Origin of the sequence: Mesorhizobium sp. M1A.F.Ca.IN.022.07.1.1, from assembly GCF_003997575.1 — a bacterium.
Taxonomy (GTDB): domain Bacteria; phylum Pseudomonadota; class Alphaproteobacteria; order Rhizobiales; family Rhizobiaceae; genus Mesorhizobium.
This window is the reverse complement of the sequence record NZ_RZST01000486.1, coordinates 1-3,335: the sequence shown is the minus strand read 5'-3', so window position 1 is coordinate 3,335 and position 3,335 is coordinate 1. Positions and strand designations below refer to the sequence as shown.

Genomic DNA, 3,335 nt, shown 5'->3' with positions numbered 1-3,335 from the left:
CCGACCATCCCTATCCTGCCCGCAATCCCGCCCAGAACATCGCCGACCTCAAGGCGCAGATCGCCGCCAACGAAAAGGGCGTGGCGGAGTTGCGCAAGATGGTCGCGCATTTTGGCCTCGCTGTCGTCGAGGCCTATATGGGCCATGTTCAGGACAATGCCGCCGAGAGCGTGCGCCGCGTGCTGGAAAGGCTGCCCGACAGTTCCGACTACGAGTATGCCACCGACACCGGCCAGGTGATCAAAGTGAAGATCACCGTCGATCGGCAAAGGCGCGACGCGACGGTCGATTTCACCGGCACCTCGAAGGTCATGAAGAACAATTTCAATGCGCCGGAGCCGGTGGCGCGAGCCGCTGTGCTCTATGTCTTCCGCGTCATGGTCGAGGACATGATCCCGATGAACGCCGGATGTCTCAGGCCGATCAACATCGTCATCCCCGACGGTTGCATGCTCAAACCCTCCTACCCTGCCGCCGTCGTCGCCGGCAATGTCGAGACCTCGCAGCATGTCACCAACGCGCTGTTCGGCGCCATGGGCGCGATGGCCAACGCGCAAGGCACAATGAACAATCTCACCTTCGGCAACCGGCAATACCAATATTATGAGACGATCTGCTCCGGCTCGCCGGCCGGCCAAATGAATTCGGGCCGCGGCTTTGCCGGCACCTCCGGCGTCCACACGCATATGACCAATTCGCGACTTACCGATCCCGAAGTGCTGGAACTGCGCTTCCCGGTCGTGCTGGAAGACTTCCACATCCGCGACGGTTCCGGCGGCAAGGGCAAATGGAACGCCGGCAACGGCACTAAACGCACGATCCGCTTCCTCGAAAAAATGGAATGCGCCATCCTCTCCTCACACCGCAACCGCCCGCCGCAGGGTCTGAACGGCGGCGGCGACGGCGAGGCTGGCTCGACCAAGGTCAGACGCAACGACGGCTCGATCGAGGTGCTGAAGGCCTGCGACCAGACCACGCTCGACGCCGGCGAGGCCGTCATCGTCGTCACGCCGACGCCCGGCGGATTCGGCAAGGCCTAAGACTCAGCGTCAGCAGCCTGTCACCCGCCTGTCACAACGCTGCGCTACCCGCTTGCGCAATGCAAACGGGGAATCAGCTTGCCATGTCGGATGTATCGGGAGAACTCGTTTTTCGACGCGGCAAGGAGGTTGGAAAAGCCGTCTACCAGAACCGCGCCCTGTCGAAGGACGGCATTTCCGAGCGGCTTTTCGCCTTCCTGTTTTCCGGCCTCGTCTATCCCCAGATCTGGGAAGACCCGGAGGTCGACATGGACGCCATGCAGCTTGGCGCCGGCCATCGCGTCGTCACAATCGCATCGGGCGGCTGCAACATTCTGGCTTACCTCACCCGTTCGCCCGCCCGGATCGACGCCGTCGACCTCAACGCCGCGCACATCGCGCTGAACCGCATGAAGCTGGAGGCGGTGCGCCATCTGCCCTCGCAGGGCGATCTGTTCCGCTTCTTCGGCGCAGCCGATACCAGCCACAACTCGGAAGCTTACGACCGCTTCATCGCGCCGCATCTCGACCCGGTCAGCCGTCACTACTGGGAGCGCAGGAACTGGCGCGGCCGCCGCCGCATCGCGGTTTTCGACCGCAACTTCTACCAGACCGGCCTGCTTGGCCTCTTCATCGCCATGGGCCATCGTGTGGCAAAACTGTTCGGTGTCGATCCGGCCGGCATCATGAAGGCCGAGAACATCGGCGAGCAGCGCCGTTTCTTTAACGAGGAGCTGGCGCCGGTCTTCGCCAAGAAGCTGCTGCGCTGGGCGACATCGCGCAAGGCCTCGCTTTTCGGTCTGGGTATCCCGCCGGCACAGTACGACTCGCTGATCACGTCCGGCGACGGTTCGATGGCGAGCGTCTTGAAGGCGCGGCTGGAGAAGCTCGCCTGCGATTTCCCGCTGAAGAACAACTATTTCGCCTGGCAGGCCTTTGCCCGCCGCTATCCGCAGCCCGGCGAGGCAGCCCTGCCCGCCTATTTGGAACAGCGCAACTACAGGACGATCCGCGCCAACACCGAACGCGTCGCCATCCATCATGCCAACTTGATCAAATTCCTCGCCGGCAAGGATGCGGGCTCGGTCGATCGCTTCGTCCTGCTCGATGCCCAGGACTGGATGACCGACGACCTGCTCAACGATCTGTGGACCGAGATCACCCGCACGGCCTCGGTTGGCGCGCGCGTGATCTTCCGCACCGCGGCCGAGCCCAGCCTGCTGCCGGGCCGCGTCTCCAGTTCCCTGCTCGACCAGTGGCGCTACGAAGCCGAGGCCTCGCGCGAATTCTCGGCCAGGGATCGCTCGGCGATCTATGGCGGCTTCCATCTCTATGTGAAGCGCGCCGCATGAGCACGACGGAGCTGCCGGTCCGCCATGCCGATCTGATGGATGGCGTCTATCGCTGGCAGCGCCATATCTACGACATTACCCGCAAATACTACCTGCTCGGCCGCGACCGGCTGATAGCGGGGCTCGACGTGCCGCAAGGCGGCACCGTGCTCGAGCTCGGCTGCGGTACCGGCCGCAACATCGTTCTTGCCGCCCGGCGCTATCCAGACGCCCGCTTCTTCGGTTTGGATATCTCGGCCGAGATGCTGGAGACGGCAAACGCGGCTATCGCTCGCGAAGGTCTCTCCGACAGGGTCGAACTGGCGCGCGGCGACGCCACGGATTTCGATCCGGCGGCGCTCTTCGGCATCGAGCGCTTCGACCGTGTCTTCATATCCTATTCGTTGTCGATGATCCCCGGCTGGGAGAAGACCGTGTCGGCCGCGCTTGCCGCGCTCGCACCCGGCGGCTCGCTGCATGTCGTCGATTTCGGCCAGCAGGAAGGTCTGCCAAACTGGTTCCGGGCCTTGCTGCGCGGCTGGCTGCGGAAATTCCATGTCACGCCGCGCGCCTCGCTGCGCGACGTCCTTGACTCGGAGTCGAAACTTACCGGCGCAACCTTCCGTTTCAGAACGCTTTATCGCGGCTATGCCTGGCTCGGCGTCATCGGAGCTCGGATGTAGAGAGCTTTACTGGTGTAAAGCTTTCACCAGCGCGGCCACCATCGCCTGCGGCCGATAGCCGAGCTTGGCAGGTGTCAGCCCGAGCCGTACCACCACCAATAGCTCCGACGGAATGATGGCCACCGTCTGGCCGTCATGGCCTTCCATCCAGTAGGTGTCCTTGGGCAGGCCGGCGGCAGCGCCCGCGCCCGGATTCTCCTCATCGCCCGGACCCTCGATCCACACCTGGCCGCTGCCGTAGACCTTCGAGGCCGGCGCCGGCTGCCGCCGGCCTGCCCAAGGACACCTACTGGATGGAAGGC

Annotated in this window: 3 protein-coding genes and 1 pseudogene; 3 read left to right on the top strand and 1 reads right to left on the bottom strand. The window is 63.9% G+C overall.

Annotation, left to right across the window (positions count from 1 at the left end):
- From EOA75_RS30875 to EOA75_RS30865, 3 genes are all read left to right on the top strand, one after another.
- Window positions 1–1,040: hydantoinase B/oxoprolinase family protein (locus EOA75_RS30875; protein WP_206517078.1), on the top strand; the 1,040-nt coding region annotated here is incomplete at its 5' end.
- A gap of 83 nt (window positions 1,041–1,123) precedes the next feature.
- Complete coding sequence (locus EOA75_RS30870; protein WP_164747690.1) at window positions 1,124–2,371, top strand: DUF3419 family protein; 1,248 nt, start codon at window positions 1,124–1,126, stop codon at window positions 2,369–2,371.
- On the top strand, window positions 2,368–3,033 hold the full coding sequence (locus EOA75_RS30865) for a class I SAM-dependent methyltransferase (protein WP_127325927.1): 666 nt from the start codon (window positions 2,368–2,370) through the stop codon (window positions 3,031–3,033). The genes EOA75_RS30870 and EOA75_RS30865 overlap by 4 nt, the downstream gene beginning before the upstream one ends.
- 6 nt (window positions 3,034–3,039) lie before the next feature.
- On the opposite strand, the pseudogene EOA75_RS30860 reads toward EOA75_RS30865, so the two are convergent.
- Window positions 3,040–3,335 (bottom strand): annotated as a pseudogene (locus EOA75_RS30860) (6-aminohexanoate hydrolase); the annotation flags it as partial.

Excerpts from the sequence above, each read along its gene's own strand:
- EOA75_RS30865 (WP_127325927.1), top strand. The coding sequence starts at position 2,368 with ATGAGCACGACGGAGCTGCCGGTCCGCCATGCCGATCTGATGGATGGC.
- EOA75_RS30870 (WP_164747690.1), top strand. The coding sequence starts at position 1,124 with ATGTCGGATGTATCGGGAGAACTCGTTTTTCGACGCGGCAAGGAGGTT.